The organism is Stenotrophomonas sp. 220_Sma, from assembly GCF_056487375.1.
In genome coordinates, this window is record NZ_CM151348.1 from 2,421,054 (window position 1) to 2,437,247 (window position 16,194).

13 protein-coding genes are annotated in these 16,194 nt (G+C 64.4%); 8 read left to right on the forward strand and 5 right to left on the reverse strand.

Translation table 11 applies throughout. The annotated features are described in order from the left end of the window. Positions 1–1,236, forward strand: a complete 1,236-nt coding sequence (locus ACZLIB_RS11330; protein ID WP_478469889.1) for a zonular occludens toxin domain-containing protein — start codon at positions 1–3, stop codon at positions 1,234–1,236. Between the two features lie 12 nt (positions 1,237–1,248). Here ACZLIB_RS11330 and ACZLIB_RS11335 read toward each other — a convergent pair whose 3' ends face one another. The 5 genes from ACZLIB_RS11335 to ACZLIB_RS11355 all read right to left on the reverse strand — a co-directional run bounded on the left by ACZLIB_RS11335 (position 1,249) and on the right by ACZLIB_RS11355 (position 6,921). Then, positions 1,249–1,602 carry a hypothetical protein gene (locus ACZLIB_RS11335; protein WP_279938397.1) on the reverse strand — a complete coding sequence of 118 codons (354 nt, stop codon included), beginning with the start codon at positions 1,600–1,602 and terminating at the stop codon, positions 1,249–1,251. Positions 1,603–1,672: 70 nt separating this feature from the next. Next, on the reverse strand, positions 1,673–2,011 hold the full coding sequence (locus ACZLIB_RS11340) for a DUF3653 domain-containing protein (RefSeq protein WP_478469890.1): 339 nt from the start codon (positions 2,009–2,011) through the stop codon (positions 1,673–1,675). A gap of 210 nt (positions 2,012–2,221) precedes the next feature. Beyond that, a complete protein-coding gene (locus ACZLIB_RS11345) occupies positions 2,222–5,215 on the reverse strand; it encodes a Tn3 family transposase (RefSeq protein WP_005413372.1) in 2,994 nt (997 codons plus the stop codon). A gap of 24 nt (positions 5,216–5,239) precedes the next feature. Next, positions 5,240–6,511 carry a site-specific integrase gene (locus ACZLIB_RS11350; protein ID WP_005413373.1) on the reverse strand — a complete coding sequence of 424 codons (1,272 nt, stop codon included), beginning with the start codon at positions 6,509–6,511 and terminating at the stop codon, positions 5,240–5,242. Beyond that, positions 6,508–6,921, reverse strand: a complete 414-nt coding sequence (locus tag ACZLIB_RS11355) for a MerR family transcriptional regulator (RefSeq protein ID WP_012480230.1) — start codon at positions 6,919–6,921, stop codon at positions 6,508–6,510. Before ACZLIB_RS11355 ends, ACZLIB_RS11350 begins: the two co-directional genes overlap by 4 nt. A gap of 90 nt (positions 6,922–7,011) precedes the next feature. Here ACZLIB_RS11355 and ACZLIB_RS11360 point away from each other — a divergent pair, with 90 nt between their 5' ends. From ACZLIB_RS11360 to ACZLIB_RS11390, 7 genes are read left to right on the forward strand one after another with little or no spacing between them, the layout of a single operon-like run. Next, positions 7,012–8,970: an FTR1 family protein gene (locus ACZLIB_RS11360; protein ID WP_021201907.1), complete on the forward strand. Its 1,959-nt coding sequence runs from the start codon at positions 7,012–7,014 to the stop codon at positions 8,968–8,970. A gap of 24 nt (positions 8,971–8,994) precedes the next feature. Next, positions 8,995–9,612 (forward strand): cation efflux transmembrane domain-containing protein, encoded by a 618-nt coding sequence (locus ACZLIB_RS11365; RefSeq protein ID WP_005413376.1) that lies wholly within the window; start codon positions 8,995–8,997, stop codon positions 9,610–9,612. Next, positions 9,609–9,965 (forward strand): hypothetical protein, encoded by a 357-nt coding sequence (locus tag ACZLIB_RS11370; RefSeq protein WP_012480228.1) that lies wholly within the window; start codon positions 9,609–9,611, stop codon positions 9,963–9,965. The genes ACZLIB_RS11365 and ACZLIB_RS11370 overlap by 4 nt, the downstream gene beginning before the upstream one ends. 55 nt (positions 9,966–10,020) lie before the next feature. After that, complete coding sequence (locus ACZLIB_RS11375; RefSeq protein ID WP_012480227.1) at positions 10,021–11,298, forward strand: TolC family protein; 1,278 nt, start codon at positions 10,021–10,023, stop codon at positions 11,296–11,298. Next, positions 11,295–12,245 carry an efflux RND transporter periplasmic adaptor subunit gene (locus ACZLIB_RS11380; RefSeq protein WP_478469891.1) on the forward strand — a complete coding sequence of 317 codons (951 nt, stop codon included), beginning with the start codon at positions 11,295–11,297 and terminating at the stop codon, positions 12,243–12,245. Before ACZLIB_RS11375 ends, ACZLIB_RS11380 begins: the two co-directional genes overlap by 4 nt. 8 nt (positions 12,246–12,253) lie before the next feature. After that, complete coding sequence (locus ACZLIB_RS11385; protein WP_019184736.1) at positions 12,254–15,445, forward strand: efflux RND transporter permease subunit; 3,192 nt, start codon at positions 12,254–12,256, stop codon at positions 15,443–15,445. Then, positions 15,442–15,717 (forward strand): hypothetical protein, encoded by a 276-nt coding sequence (locus tag ACZLIB_RS11390; RefSeq protein ID WP_005413380.1) that lies wholly within the window; start codon positions 15,442–15,444, stop codon positions 15,715–15,717. Before ACZLIB_RS11385 ends, ACZLIB_RS11390 begins: the two co-directional genes overlap by 4 nt. Positions 15,718–16,194 lie beyond the last annotated feature (477 nt).

Here is a 16,194-nt window from a genome sequence, read left to right on the forward strand (position 1 = left end):
ATGCTCTACCAATACACGGGACAGCCGGGGCACGGAAAGACGGTCCTTGCGATTGAATCCGCACTCGAAATGAAGGCCAAGGCTGATAAGCAGCACGAGTCTGACCCGAAGAAGCATCCGCTTCGGGAGCTTTACGTCTGCAACGTTCGCGACTTCAATCATGGCGCGTGTGGCGCGCTTGATCTGACGCCGCAAGAGCTTATGAACTGGCACGATGATGCTCGTTTCGACAATGCCATCATCCTTGTCGATGAGGCATACGAGCACGGCATGTTCTCTCGTCGTCCACCTGGGCGACCTGTTCCCGAGCACGTCAAGCAGGTCGCCAAGCACCGGCATCGCGGTATCGACTTCATCATGATCTGCCAGTCGCCCAAAAAGCAGATGGACGACTTCCTACATGATCTGATTGAAGAGCACTACCACATTCGGCGTCGTTTCGGCCTTCCCTTTGTTCACGTAAAGCGATGGGACAAGTTCGAGGAAAAGCCCGATAAGGCAGTGCCACTGACCACCAAGCGTCGCGGCTACCCGAAGCACGTCTTTAAGCTCTACACCTCGACCAAGTACGACACGAGCGAAAAGCGGGTGCCGTGGTTCTATTGGGCTGCCATTGGCATCGCTGTTTTCACCGCGTTTAGCGTATGGCAGTCGTACGGGCAGATGCGCAATCGGTTCTTCGGCAGTCCAGAACCACAAGAGGAAGCCGTTAAGCGGGTGCGAGCGGACGGAGTGCCAGCGACGGCCGCGAAGCCAGCCGCGCAGGCGGCGTCACGTCCTAAGGATCGAGGTACCACTTCTGACTATGTTGAAAGCCTGATGCCACGTGTTGCTGCCCAGCCTTGGTCAGCGCCAATCTACGATGCGGCGTTGTCGGTTCCCGCCGAACCCCCACGCTTGTTCTGCATGGCGGCGGGCGAGGGCACTGATGCCATGGGCGAGCGTCAGGGGGAGTCGTGTACCTGCGTGACGGAGCAGGGCACGCGCTACACCGTCACTTTCGATACCTGCACGATGATTGCGAGGCACGGTCAATATGAGCCGTACCGCAAGCCTGACCGGTCTTCCGGCGCGCTTGTTCAACCGTCCGCGCCTCAGCAGCCGGCCGCTCCGCCCCCTGGCATCGCCGGCACTGCGATTAGCCGCGGGAATCGGTCCATGGGAACTTTTCCTGAGTCCCCAACGTTTGAGTCGGGCACATCAATGACTATCGGCACCGTGCCCACGCAGCTTTGATTTCGTGATGCGTTACGGGCACGAACCGGATTGCACCCAGCCGTTGTCTACTCGTTGTAGGCGTGTTTTTCCGACACAGCGTTCATCTGGCTTCAGGGGCGCTGGACGGTTTGCAGCTTCGAACTGACGCTGCTGTTCTGCGCTTACGCGCCTGTGTTCCTCAGCCTTCGCTGCGAAGCCAAATGGATCGGGATCGTTCGCCGATTTGATGAACTCGGCCACGGCTTGATTGGCTTGTTCCTCGCGTTGCTGCTCGATGGCATAGCCCATAGTTCCCAGTACCGTGCACGTGACCAGCCCGCATGCGCTCAGGCCCAGGAACACGCCAAGTGCAATCTTCCATACCAATCCGTTGTTCGCTGCCATCGTGGCCCCCTGTGTGCGTCCTGCGCGCATTCTAGCCGGGGTGTAGGGGCAGCGCCCCTACGAAAGCGCCTCACACGCGCTGGCGGCGCTTCGGCCCCGGTACCGGCAGGACTGCTGCTGGCGGCTCGGCGTCGGGGCCAGCCATCGCGCCGGATGACCGCTTTTTCCGGCGCTGTGCCAACGCATCTGAGAGGTTCACCACGCTGGCGGCGTTGAAGGACAAGGGCTTCCTTGGCTTGCCGATCGCGCGGCCGCTCTCCATCATTCGACGCCATTCCTGCGCTTGCGCAGCGGTGAGCGACAGCCAGGCCAGATCCTGCGGCTCAAGCTCGCGACCCTCCGGCGTGACCAGTCGGCCACCCTTAAACGAAAAACCGGCCCAAGGGCCGGTCAGTTTCCGATCACGCACGATCAGGCTCCATGCCAGAGTAGGTGCCGGGGCAGCGGCAAGAGACGTGCCAGCCACCCCAAGATGATCTGAACATAATATACATTATGCGAAATGCTGTGTCCGTCGAGTATGAGGGTCGGCAGGGAATCATTACGTACAGGGCCAAAAGCTGCCTAAGCGACTGAATTTCAAGGTTGATTGCTCGTCTCTCGATCAGGTTCTCCCCATCTATGGGGTCTGTTCAAGCACCTTGGCTGTGTAGCTCAGCGGCGCCACTTCCCTTTCAAGATCCAGGTGGTAGTCGCCGAAGCGATTGATGTGGCTGGTCCGATAAGGCGACAGGCCGGCCAGGATCTCGGGCGTCAGTTCAATCCCCTCCTTCCTCATCTCGGCCAAGGTCCGGCTCATGCCTTCCACGTTGTGGAGGATGATCATGTTGGCCACCAGCTGGCTGTACTTGATGATCTTGCGCTGCTCGTGTTGGACGTTCTCAGCAATGATCCCCTGGCTGCCAAAGAACACCCATTTCACGAAGCCGTTGTATTCCTCGCTCTTGTTGGTGGCAGCATGGATCGTTTTGCGGATCTCATTGTCATCAATGTAGCGCAGCAAGAACAGCGTTCGAACGGCCTTGCCAAGTTCCCGGAAGGCGAAGTACAGCTTGTTCTTCCGGCTGTAGGTGCCCAGCCGGCGCAGGATCGAGGACGCGGTGATCTTGCCCAATCGGATTGAGATCACCACCCGCAGCATGTCGTGGAGATGGGTGGCGATCAGTTGCCAGTCGATGCTGTCCCCGAACAGTGCCTGGATGTTCTTATAAGCCCTACCCGGTTCGGGCCGAAAGAATGTCAGGTCCTTGATGTTCCGGATCCGGGGCATCAGCTGGATGCCCAGCATGTGGGCCAGGCCGAAGACCGGATAGCTTTGGGCCTGCGTGTCGCCATGGACGATCTCAGGCTGGATGTCGGAAGTGTTGGCCAACAGACCGTCGAGGATGTAGATGCCCTCGTGCACGCCACAGGGAATGAAGTGGCTGAACAGCGCTACGTATTTGTCGGACACGTGGTAGTAGCCGATGCCACCGTAGCCGCCGTAGCGGATGTGATACTCCGACAGCAGGTTGTCCTCGTAGACGCTCCACTTCGTGCCATCAGCTGATGCGCTCTTGCCGCTGCCCCAATAGCCAGGCAGGTCGAATTTGTTGTAGGTATTGATGACCTCCACGATGGCCTTCTCAAGCACATCCTCGGTCACGTATTTCAGGTTGAGCCAAGCGACTTGGCGCCGGCTGAAGCCCTTGATCGACCGCGCCGTCTGCGTCGGCCCCAGGTTGCAGCCATAGCAGAATAGCGTGGTGATCACACGTCGGGGCAGATCTTCGACCTGGCTCTCGGTGCCGGCGATCGGGCGGAAGAAACGGTGCAGATCCAGCCATTGGCTGGCATCGATCAGGACATCGACGATGCTGGATTCTGGAAGCCGTTCGGCGATGAGGCGATCCACCGTGGTAATCGCGCTGGAGACTTCGGCGCGTTGCCCCTTCCGCAGCACCAGGCGCCCATCCAGGATGTCCGCATGTACGTTCTCCGGGAAACGCGCGTCGACCTCATCGGCCAGGGAGGTCAGTTGTGCACGTAATCCCGCCACGAAAGACTCGGCGTCGGTGGGCAGGCCTGACACCTGGCCGTAGGCTTCCAGTTCCTGGGCCAAGGTGGCTTCATCGACCAGCTGCTCACGGTAGTCATCAAACCGTTCGCTGCTGGGAATGAAGAGATCTCCGGACTTCAGTTCGTCCTTGACCTGCACCAGCACGGCCAGCTCGAAGTACTTACGGTGCATCCAGCCGGCGCCGGCTGCACTGGCCCGCTTGCCGAACACGTGCTGACACCAGAGCTTGGACATCCAGTCAAAGTCCTTTTCCGGGTCCAAACCGAGGGAGGCGACCTCGATCAGCTCACGGCGCTGGTTGCGCAGCGAGAGCACCGCTGCGATCAGCGGCTCCATGCCGGCGTCGTGGCTGGTCGCCCGAAGTTTCATCAGCTCCAGCCCATTGAACAGCAGCGGCCTGACCGCGCCATAGGGCTGCAGCATGAAAGGCAGGTAGTTCTTCCCGGCGTAGGCCATATGTTCTTCGCATTCGGCCAGCAAGGTCGACACTTCCGCTTCCAGGCTGTTGTCGATGGCATCCACGCGCTGACTATCGCTGCCGTCTAGCTGATAGGCCTGCAGGATTTCCTTGAGCTGGCCGATGAGGAAGTCGGCCCGTTTGGCATGTTCGAGCTGGTAGGCCAGCAATTTCTGCTGGGCCGTGTTCTCCAGCCCGCGCACCTGCTTGATGAACAACTCGGCTGCATCATCCAGTGTCTTGGCATGCTGGGCGCGAATGAAGATGGTGGCCAGCGCATAGCGCTTGTCCGGAGCCAGTTCGGCCAGCTCGCTGGCGTCATAGGCCCGAGCCATTGCACGGAACTGCTTGAGCTTGGGCACCGGCACATCGATGGGAGGCAGCTGGTCGGCCAACTGCTGCAGCATGCGGATGTGCTGCAGGTAGAACCGAACTTCCTTGTTGGTGGGCCGGCCGGGCTCGCGCTTGAGTGATTGCCAGCCGGTGAACCTGGACCCTTCCGGTGCGCGCAGCAGTTCGTCGATGAGCGTGCGCGTGGCAGGCGTCAGCGCGTGGCTGATGCTGCGGTAGTAGCCCAGATTGACCCGCTCACGGGCGCCGATGGCGGCCAGCTCCAGAGTGCGGAAACCGGGCAGTTCGTAGCGATGGTGCACCAGCTCTTCGAGCAGGACGTTCACGATGTCCGGGATGGTGTGCTTGGTCTGGGCTGCTCCGGTGGCCACTGTGTCCAGCCAAGCCAAGCCCGATTTATCCAGGGGACGTACCCCGATGAATTGCCGAAGCTGCGGCATATGCCGGCGCTGGCTGCCGGAAGCGTCGTAGCGTTCGAGCTGGTCGGTGTCCAATACGCGCCCGAGTCGGGCGGCCTTGGCGATGTGCTTCCGGATCCGCTCGGGTACGTCGGCCAACAGCGTGAAGTAGCCCAAGCGTTGGAAGAGCTTGAGATGAATCAGTACCGCCAGCTGCGGACCCGGCTGGGTGGTCAGCTGCTTGGCGAATGCAATCTCAGCGGCGGTCGGGGTATAGATCTCCTCCAGTTCCTTGGCGGTGGGATCAGGCTTCAGTCGCGGGTAGGCGGTCTCGTGAAGGGTAGCCATTGGATCCGGAGGGTGTGAGGGGGATCAGTCCCAGTGCCGGCCGTCGTCTGTACTGAGCGACGCTTCCAGGAAGCACTGGTGCGTATCGGCCATGCGGTGCATGTCATCGAGCAACGTGGCCAGGATTTCATCCAGATCCCTTTCGGGATCGGTGGGAGCAGTCAACTGGTACTCGCTGCTGGCGGTGTTCAGGCGCACAGCCTGGAACGGGGCCAAGCAGATCTCTTCAATTCGGCCTCGGGCCTTGGCCGCGCCGCGGCCCGTGCGGGCAAACGGGGTCAGCACCATGCGCAGGCGCAGCTGCAGGGCCGATTTGCCCTCCGGCGCCGGCAGTGCCATCGCCGGTACCGGCACGGTTGGACTGGGCAGGCTTGCTTCAATGCGGTCCCGGGCAAACGGGTCACGCCCGTCCAGGTAACGCATGGCCGACTGCACATCGCGCCAGCCCACGTACTCCATCAAGGCCTTCATGTCCCAGCCTTGGTCGTTGGCCCAGCTGGCAAAGCCGCGGCGCAACGAATGGCTGCTGTGGAGCCCCGCATCGGCAAAGCCGGCACTGGTCAGCAACTCGCGCAGCAGGCGCACCAAGCTGTTGGGATGCAGGCCTTCGGCGCTCACCTGGCCCCATTGGTTGACTGCCCGAAACACCGGCCCTTCTTGCAGGTCGGCCGCCTGCAGCCACGCCTGGGTCGCCTCCACCGGACATAACCGCGACAGCGCCGGCACCTTGTAGGTGACGCCGGCTGCCTGGCGATCACCCTTGCTGCGTGGCAAGAAGCAGGTCATCCCCTGTCCCGGCACCAGCGTGAGATGGGCCACGTCCAGACGCAGCAGTTCATCGCCACGGAATCCCCGCCAGAACCCGAGCAGCACCAGCGCTCGGTCTCGTTGATGGCGCAGCGCCGCCGGCCCATCGCCCCGGGCATGTGCCGCAGCGATCGCCGCGGCCAGCCAGTCATCGAGCTCGACCAGCCGCCGAATCTGGAGCGGCGCGGCTTGCTTGACCTGGCCCGGGTGCAGGGTCTGGATGCCTTTGAGCACCTTGCGCACCAGCGGCGATCGGGTCGGGTCGACAAAGCCGTGGTCGCGGTGCCAAGAGGCGATGGCCGCCAGACGTTGGCGGAGGGTGCTGGTCGCCAAGGTCTGCGCATAAGCGGCCAGGTACCGGGCCACGCTGTCAGGTGTCGCTGGGAGGTGGCCTTGCCATTCAACCTCGAAGTGCCGCAGCGCCGACGCATAGCTGCGCACCGTGTTCTGGCGCGTGGCCGCATCGAGGTAGCGGTCCAGTTCGGTCACTGGCGCGTGGCCTCCACCGAGGTCGTCTGGCGCAGCGTCGACAGGATGGTGCATTCCGCCCGCTGCCCGCCATGGCAACTGGCAATCACCCGTTCCAGCTCGCTGGCCATGCGCTGCAGGTCGGCCATGCGGGCGCGCACGTCGGCCAGATGGCTGCGGGCCAACCGGTCCACGTCCCCGCACGAAAGCTCCTCATCGCCGGCCAGCTGCAGCAGGCTGCGGACCTCCTCCAGGCTGAAGCCCAGGTCCCGGCCACGCGCAATGAAGCGCAGCCGCTCGATGTCGGCCGGGCCATAGACCCGGTAGCCGTTGCCCGTGCGCCCCGGGCGCGGCAGCAACCCGATCCGCTCGTAATAGCGAATCGTCTCCAAGTGGCATCCGCTGGCGTCGGCAGCCTCACTGATTTTCATTCGTAGTACGCTTGACTCCGTAGTAGCTACGGACTTTACGCTGAACCCGTATCCGCCGCCACTCCGGCCGCGGCGCTGCATGTGACGACCATGCCACTGCCCATCGCCTTGATTCGCTACTGCCTGATTGCCTTGCTGATCGGCTGGGTTCTGCCCGCTTCTGCTCAGGCGGAGCCTGCCGCAGCAGACCTGCGCCAAACCTGGCAGATGCTCGATTACATCGCGGTCGACTACCCCGGCGCGGTCCAGGCCGGTCGCGTAATTGCCCCCAACGAATACGCCGAAATGAGCGAGTTTGCCGGCGCCGTGCGCAGTCAGCTGGCAGCATTGCCCGGTGGCCAGAACCAGCAGGAGCTGACGGCCCAGGCCGACCGCCTGGTCCAGGCGGTGGCAGAGAAGGCCGACCCGGCGCAAGTGGCAACGTTGGCGCGCGGGCTCGGCACGACGCTGTTGGCCCGCTACCCGATCGGCGCTGTTCCGGCGAGCGCGCCGAAGACCTCCCAGGCCGCGTCCATCTACAGCCAGCAGTGCGCGGCCTGTCACGGCCCCACAGGTCACGGTGATGGCCCCGCCGCGCAAGCGTTAAGTCCGCCGCCGATCGCGTTCACCGATGCCACTCGCGCCGCGCAGCGAACGCCGCTGTCGTTGTACGAGGTCATTTCCCAGGGTGTGCCGGGTACCGGCATGGTCAGCTTCTCTGGGCTGTCAGAAAGTGATCGCTGGGCGTTGGCATTCTATGTGGGCAGCTTGGGGTACTCCTCGCAAGCCAAGGCTCAAGGTGAGGCGTTATGGCGCACCAGTGCCGAGGCCCATACGCACATTCCCTCGCTCGAAGCGCTGACACGCACGCGAGAGGCCGATCTTGCCACCACGATGCCCGCCGATCAGGCAAACGCGATCATCGCCTACCTGCGTTCGCAGCCACAGGCAGTAAACGAAGCGGTACCAGGAGCCGATCGCTTTGCGGTGGCGCGGCAGCGACTGGCCGCCAGCCAGCGCGCTTACGCTGATGAGGACCTGGCTCAAGCCAAAAAGCTTGCGCTCTCGTCCTATCTGGATGGTGTAGAGCCGCTTGAACCCACGCTGGCCACGCGCAATCCGTCATTGCTGCGAGAGATCGAGACGGCCATGGCAGGCTACCGCGCGCAGCTGGATCAGCATGCGCCCGCGGCTGACGTTGCCGGGCAGGCAGCGCAAATTGCCCAGCTGTTTGATCGCGCGGACGTGGCGCTGCAGGACACCCGAATAGGCGCCAGCACCGCGTTTCTAGGCAGCTTTACCATCTTGGTACGCGAAGGACTGGAAGCGCTGCTGATCGTGATTGGTATCGTGGCGTTCTTGCGTAAAGCCGAGCGGTCTGATGTGTTGCCGTATGTGCATGCGGGTTGGATCTGCGCGTTGTTGGCAGGCGCAGCTACCTGGGCAGTGGCCACTTACTTTGTTGATATCAGCGGTGCGAACCGGGAAGTCACTGAGGGCGTCTCGGCCTTGTTCGCTGCCGCTGTCCTGCTCAGCGTAGGCATCTGGATGCACCAAAAGAGCCTTGCAGGGCGGTGGCAGGAGTACCTGCACGCCAAGCTGACGACTGCGCTGACACGGCGCTCGGCTGTTTTCCTGTTCATGCTGGCCTTTGTCGCGGTGTACCGCGAGGTGTTTGAGACGATCTTGTTCTACATCGCGATGTGGAGCGATCAGGCGTCCACCGCCATCCTCGCAGGCCTGGTGGCGGGAATCGCGGTGTTGGCTGCGGTGGCGTACTGGATGCTGCGCATGAGCAGGCGGCTGCCGATTGGCCGGTTCTTTTCGATCAGCTCGATTCTCATCGCGGTGATGGCGGTCATCCTGATCGGTAAAGGCGTGGCCGCGTTGCAGGAAGCGGGCTGGATCTCTCAAACACCGCTCGCGTTGCCGCGCATCGAGTGGATCGGCCTGTATCCCACCTGGCAGTCGCTGCTGGCGCAGGTATTGGTAGGCACCGCCGCCATCGTGGGGTTCCTCGCCAATGCCCGTTCCGGTGTGCGTAGACAGCCAGGCGCAAACAAGCAATGAAACAACACAGCAGAGGACCAAGACATGAGTGATTGCGGGTGCCACCACGAAGCCAAGAACAAGGAGGAGCGACGCATCCTCTGGATCGCCTTGGTCCTGAATGCAGCGATGGCCGTGATCGGCGGCATTGCCGGCTGGATTGCCCATTCCACCGGGCTGCTGGCTGACGCGCTGGACATGCTGTCTGACGCCACCGCCTATGCCATTGGCCTGGTCGCTATCGGGCGCACGGCGCGCTTCAAGGCCAACGCCGCGTGGGTCAGTGGCAGCGTGCTGCTGGTGCTGGGCGTAGGCGTGCTGGTCGAAGTCGGCCGCCGGGTGATGTACGGCGCCGAGCCGGTCAGCGGTTGGATGATCGGTACCGCTCTGGTCTCGCTGGCCGTGAACCTGAAGGTGCTCCGTATGCTCGCCCCCTTGAAGTCTGGCGAAGTGCATCTGCGAGCGACCTGGCTGTTTACCCGCGCCGATGTGGTGGCCAACGTTGGGGTGATTCTGGCCGGCCTGTTGGTGTGGTGGCTGGCCAGCCCCTACCCGGATTTCGTGATCGGCGCCCTGATCGGCCTGTATGTGATCAAGGAGGCTTTCGAGATCTTGGGTGATGCTCGCCGGGCGCGTGCCGACGCGCGCAAAACGCCTGCATGACAGCGCTTGGCCGGCTGAGCTGTGGCCTGCGCTGGCTGCTGCTGGCGCACTTGGCCGTGGGCCTTGTGACGCAGCCGGTGCTGGCAGTGGTTGGCGAGCTCCATGCTCAAACCCATCTGGCCGCGGCCGACCATGACCCGGCAGTGGCATCACCAGCTTCCGAGCGTGGCGTAGACGCCGCGCTGCACCGGCTACAGCAGCTGGTGCTGTGCTGTAGCCAGGCCGCGCCGGCTCCAGAAATAGTGTTGGCCATTGCTCATATCGGCCGGCATTGGCCGTCGGCGACAGCCCATGCGGACAGATATCGGCATGAGCACCTGCTCGCGCCGTTCCGGCCGCCGATCGCAGGGTGATGCGCGCCGGCGTGCGCCGGATCCCTGTTGGCTATCGAAAATTCTGGAGTACTTCATGCATGTGCGATTGGCGGCCCTGGCCGCGTGGCTACTGTTGAGCGCGGCGGCAACGCCGGCGACAGCAGAAGAGCTGATGACCTTGGACGACGCGTTTGCACGCGTGGCCCAAACCCACCCCGAGCTGCGCCTGGTCGATGCGCGAGCCACGGTGCTCGCTGCCGAGCGCGACCAGGCCGTGCAGCGGCCACCGTGGACGTTGGGGGCGGAGGTTGAAAATGCGCTGGGCACGGGCGCGGCCCGTGGCCTGGACAGCGCGGAGTTGACCTTGAGCCTGAGCTCGGTCCTGGAGCGCGGCGGCAAGCTCGACGCCCGCCGCACCTTGGCCCAAAGCCGGATTGATGCACTGGCCGTGCAGCGCGAGACCGGGCGGCTGGACCTGCTCGCCGAGACGGCGCAGCGCTATTTGGCCGTTGTCGGTGCCGACCGGCAACGCAGCCTGGCGAACATGGATGTCGGCCAGCGCCAGCGGACCGTCGCCGCTGCCCGGCAGCGCCTGCAGGCTGGCGCGTCTCCCGAATCGGTGATGCTCACCGCACAAGCAGCACTGGCGAGAGCAGAATTGACCCGTGATCGGGCCGAGCAGCAGCGCATTGCCGCCCGGCAGCACCTTGCTGCCCTCTGGGGCGAACGTGCTCCGAGCTTCGAGGTGGCCGCGGCGGATCCCATGACCCTGCCGGCGATCGCGTCCATGCAGTCGCTGGCCGAGGAATTGGAGCGCACTCCCGAGTTGGCGCAGTTTGCCGATGCCCGCCGGATCGCGCAGGCACGACTGCAGCTGGCGCGTTCGGCGGCCTCGCCGGACTTGTCGTGGCAGCTGGGCGTGCGCCGCCTGCAGGAGACTGACGACACCGCGCTGGTGGCCAGCCTGTCCATGCCACTGGGCAGCCGCAGCCGCGCGCAGCCGGAGATCCGCGCCGGCGAAGCCGAGCTGGAGGTTCTGACGATCGAGCGCGAGGCCAAGGGCCTGTCGCTGTATTCCACGCTGGTCGAAGCCCATGGTCGCTACACCGTGGCGCAGGCCGAGGTGGCACGGCTGCAAGGCGAGGTGCTGCCGAAGTTGGCCCGGGCTGAGCAGGCCGCCGAGCGCGCCTATCGCGCCGGCGCGATCAGCTACCTGGAATGGGCACAGCTGCAGTCCGAACGCACGGCCATGGCCCAGCAGCAGCTGGACGTGGCGCTCGATGCGCAGCGCGCCCTGATCGAAATTCAACGCCTGACCGGCCAGGCGCTTGTCGCGCCGCCGGCGGCTGCTTCCACCGGAGAGACCCCATGAATCGCTTTTCCTGGACCGCACTGGGCATGGCCCTGATGATGCTGGCCGCCTGCAACGCGTCGGCCCCCAACGAAGCGTCCGAAGGCGGCGCCGCCGCTGAGGGCGAAGAGCACGGCGAGCACGAGGAAGCGCCGCTGGAAACCAAGATTGCCGCCAAAGCTGCGCAGGCAGCGGGTATCCAGGTCGCACCGGCAGGCCCCGGTGAGATTGCTGACGAGCATGAGGTGCAAGGGCTGTTGACCCCGATTGACGGTCGCATCGCGCAGGTCACGGCACGCTTCCCCGGACCGGTCCGCTCCGTGCGTGCGGGCGTGGGTGATCAGGTACGGGCCGGCCAGGTACTGGCCACGGTAGAGAGCAACCTGAGCCTGACCACCTATACCGTCACCGCGCCGATCAGTGGCGTGGTCATGGCGCGCACGGCCGCCGTAGGCATGGCCGCCGCTGAGGGCGCGCCGCTGTTTGAGGTCGCCGACCTGTCCACGCTGTGGGTGGACCTGCACATCTTCGGCGCCGACGCCCAGCACATCGGTGCTGGCGTGCCGGTGACGGTTACCCGCTTGAGCGATGGCGTCACCGCACAGACCACCTTGGAGCGCGTCCTGCCCGGCACCGCCACCGCCAGCCAAAGCACCATTGCGCGCGGCACGGTGGCCAACACCGATGGCCTGTGGCGGCCGGGGTCGGCGGTCAAGGCGCGGGTCACCGTGGATCGCCAATCGGCAGCGTTGGTGGTGCCGATCACGGCGCTGCAGACCGCAGAAGACCAGGACGTGGTCTACGTGCAGCAGGGCGAAACCTACCACACCCGGCCGGTGAAGCTGGGGCGCCGCGACGCCGAACGCGCCGAAGTGCTGGAAGGCCTCAAGGCCGGTGAACAGGTGGTGGTGGCCCAAAGCTTCCTGATCAAGGCCGACATCGAAAAGTCCACCGTGGAAGAAGAATGAGGCCCGCCATGCTCGAACGCCTCATTGGGCTGTCCATCCGCCATCGCTGGCTGACGCTAGTGCTCACCGCTGCGCTGGTTGCGCTGGGCGTGTGGAGCTACCGTCACCTTTCCATTGACGCCACACCCGACATCACCAACGTCCAGGTCCAGATCAACACCCAGGCCCCGGGTTACTCGCCGCTGGAGGCCGAACAACGGGTCACCTTTGCCATCGAAACGGCCATGGCCGGTCTGCCCAAGCTGGACTACAGCCGCTCGCTGTCGCGCTACGGGCTTTCGCAGGTCACCGTCGTCTTCAAGGACGGCACCGACCTGTACTTTGCCCGCCAGCAGGTCGCCGAGCGCCTGCAGCAGATCGCCTCCCAGCTTCCCGAAGGGTTGGACCCGGAAATGGGGCCGATCTCCACCGGGTTGGGTGAGATCTTCATGTACACCGTGGAGGCCGAACCCAACGCTCGCAAGCCCGACGGCACCCCGTACACGGCCACGGACCTGCGCACCCTGCAGGACTGGGTGATCCGGCCGCAGCTGCGCACCACGCCCGGCGTCACCGAGGTCAACACCATCGGCGGCTTCGAGCGGCAGATCCACATCACTCCCGATCCAGCTCAGTTGGTGGCGCTGGGCTTCACGTTGAACGACGTGGTCGCCGCGGTCATGCGCAACAACCAGAACATCGGCGCCGGCTACATCGAGCGCAACGGACAGCAGTTCCTGGTGCGCGTGCCGGGCCAGCTAGCCAATCTGGAGGCAATCGGCAACATCGTGCTGGACCGGCGCGATGGCGTGCCCATTCGGGTGCGCGACGTCGCTAGCGTGGGCGAAGGCAAGGAGCTGCGCACGGGCGCGGCCACCCAGAATGGCCACGAGGTCGTGGTCGGTACCGCCTTCATGTTGTTCGGCGCCAACAGCCGGGAAGTCTCCCAGGCGGCCGCGGCCAAGCTGGATGCCGCCAACGCCAGCCTGCCTGCCGGCGTCCATGCCAAGGCCGTCTATGACCGCACCGCGCTGGTGGATCGCACCATCGGCACGGTGTCCAAGAACCTGATCGAGGGCGCGCTGCTGGTGGTGGTGGTGCTGTTCCTGCTGCTGGGCAATGTGCGCGCCTCGTTGATCACCGCGGCGGTGATCCCGTTGGCGATGCTGTTCACCATCATCGGCATGGTGCGTGGCGGCGTGTCGGGCAACCTGATGAGCCTGGGCGCGCTGGACTTCGGCCTGATCGTGGACGGGGCGGTGATCATCATCGAGAACTGTCTGCGCCGGTTCGGCGAGGCGCAGCACGCGCTGGGCCGCCAGCTCAACGATGAAGAGCGCTATGACCTGACCGCCTCGGCCACCGCCGAGGTGATCCGTCCCAGCCTGTTTGGCCTGGGCATCATCGCCGCGGTCTACCTGCCGATCTTCGCGCTGTCCGGGGTAGAAGGAAAAATGTTCCACCCGATGGCGATCACGGTGGTGCTGGCCCTGACCGGCGCCATGGTGTTGTCGCTGACCTTCGTGCCGGCGGCGATCGCCAGCTTCCTGCGCGGCCGTGTGGCTGAGCACGACAACCGCCTGATGCGCTGGTCGCGTGCCCGTTATACGCCGCTGCTGGATTGGGCCCTGCGTCGGCGCGTGGTGGTGCTGGCCGGCGCGGCCGTGCTGGTGGTGGGCTGTGGCGTGCTGGCCACCCGCTTGGGTTCGGAGTTCGTGCCGAGCCTGGATGAGGGCGACATCACCTTGCAGCCCATGCGTATTCCCGGCACCAGCTTGGAGCAGTCGGTGGCCATGCAGGAAACGCTGGAGAAGCGCCTGGCCCAGTTCCCGGAGGTGGCCAACATCTTCTCAAAGATCGGCACCGCCGAGGTGGCCACCGATCCTATGCCGCCGTCGATGGCCGACACCTTCCTGATGCTCAAGCCCCGCGACCAGTGGCCCGACCCGCGCAAGCCCAAGGCCGAGCTGGTGGAAGAGCTGGAGGCGGCGGCCAAGGAAATCCCGGGCAGCAACTACGAGTTCACCCAGCCCATCCAGATGCGCACCAACGAGTTGATCTCCGGCGTCCGTTCGGACGTGGCGGTCAAGGTCTACGGCGACAACCTTGACCAGTTGACGCGCCTGGCCAGCCGGGTCGAGCGGGTCATGCGTAGCGTCCCCGGCGCCGAAGACGTCAAGGCCGAGCAGGTCTCCGGCCTGCCGCTGCTGACCATCACGCCAGATCCGGCGGCATTGGCACGGTATGGCCTGAACCCGGGCGATGTGCAGGAAACGGTGGCCACCGCCATTGGGGGCAGTGTTGCCGGCCAGTTGATCGAGGGCGACCGCCGCTTCGACCTGGTCGTGCGCCTGCCCGAAGCGCAGCGCCAAGACCCCGCTGTGCTGGCAGATCTGCCCATTCCGCTGCCGGCAAGCACCAGTGTCGATGAGTCCAGCCGTCTGGCCGCCGGCGCCAATGGGGGGCCTCGCACGGTGCCGCTGCGGGAAGTGGCGAAGATCCAGGTAGAGCGCGGGCCCAATCAGATCAACCGCGAGAACGGCAAGCGCCGCGTGGTGATCACCGCCAACGTGCGCGAGCGCGATCTGGGCGGGTTCGTCGGCGAGTTGCGCACACGCATCGGCCAGGATGTCGCGCTTCCAGAGGGCTACTGGATCGATTACGGCGGCACCTTCGAGCAGCTGATCTCGGCCACCCAACGCCTGGGCGTGGTCGTTCCGGTGACACTGGCGTTGATCTTCGCTCTGCTATTCATGGCCTTCGGCTCGGCCAAGGATGCGGCCATTGTGTTCAGTGGCGTGCCGCTGGCGCTGACCGGCGGTGTGCTGGCACTGGCTCTGCGCGGGATTCCGTTGTCGATCTCTGCCGGCGTGGGCTTCATCGCGCTGTCGGGCGTGGCCGTACTCAACGGGCTGGTCATGATCGCCTTCATCCGCCGTCTGCGCGAACAGGGCGATCCGCTAGACGACGCTGTGCGCGACGGCGCCCTTGGACGCCTGCGACCGGTGTTGATGACCGCCCTGGTAGCCTCGCTGGGCTTCCTACCCATGGCCTTGAATGTCGGTGCTGGCTCGGAAGTGCAGCGGCCGCTGGCCACTGTCGTCATCGGCGGCATCGTCTCATCCACCGCATTGACCTTGTTGGTGCTGCCGGTGCTCTATCGTTGGCTGCATCGCGACCGAGCTCCCCGCGCCGGTAGCACTGCTTTGGAGTCCCCATGAACGAGCTCAACCTGGAACAGGTCCGTGCGGCGATGTTTACCGACCCGGGCGTGAAAGCGGTGGACGACCTGCGCCTGGTCGCCGGTGAGCATGGCCGTGCGATCGCGGCCACCATCACCGTCGCTGCGCCCTCGGTCGACCTGGACCTGGTGCATGCTGTGATTGCCCAGGTCCTGGCCGATCAATTCGGCATCGATCAGATCATGCTGTGTTTCAACGACCCGGGCCCGGTACCGCCGCCGCCCACCGCGGTGCCGTTAAAGAAGATGTGATCGCAGCCCCTGGCTCTATGCGTCTGCGCTGGCAGGCGCATAGAGCTGATGACCCGGCAACGCGCACGCGCCGGCATACACAAAGGCCACGCTTTGCCGCACGCACGTCAGCTATTACCGCGAGCCTAAGCTGCGCCCCAAGCGAATCTGCGATGAGGCGTCCCATGGGCAGCACGGTACACGAAACAGCAAGTAGCGATGCTCGGGTTCGCTTGTACGCACTCAACGCGTCTGCGAGCCCGAGAGCTGCTTCAACCCAATCGCGGAAAACAAGGTGTGTCACGAAAGTATCCCGTTTTTCAGAAGATTCGCACTCTCCGCCCATGCCGACGGGCGCCAACGAACTACGGCGTCTGCAGCCATGCCGGACCTTACTCAGCCCGGGTCGAGATCAATGTGCTGTAAGTACTCGGGGATGCATGCAGACCAATGCAGCTGCCGCTCAATGGCTAAGAGGGCTGGCAGGGAATCGTTACG